Here is a 244-nt window from a genome sequence, read left to right on the forward strand (position 1 = left end):
GGTCCTTGGGGATCATCTTGCCGACAATCACGCCAAACAAGGATGCAATCGTGTTGCCTGCGCCCGACGCGCCTCCGCGCCCAGTTTTGAATTCCTGGATGAGCGTGGGAAGGTAGTTGAACTTGAAATCGTCCGACAGATATGGCGCAGCAGAACGGGAGTACTTGAGCGCCTGGTGAAAATCAGCCACGGTAACCGTGCCGTTCATAGCGATGATGGCTTTTGACATCATCTCGGCTTGCGC

General features: G+C 55.3%; 1 protein-coding gene. It reads right to left on the reverse strand.

Annotation, left to right across the window (positions count from 1 at the left end; translation table 11 throughout):
- Positions 1 to 244, reverse strand: a 244-nt coding sequence (locus SB786_RS37315; protein ID WP_410731724.1) for a hypothetical protein, incomplete at both ends; no start/stop codon positions are given.

It is taken from the genome of Burkholderia sp. SIMBA_062, assembly GCF_046534765.1.
Taxonomy (GTDB): Bacteria; Pseudomonadota; Gammaproteobacteria; order Burkholderiales; family Burkholderiaceae; genus Burkholderia; species Burkholderia ambifaria.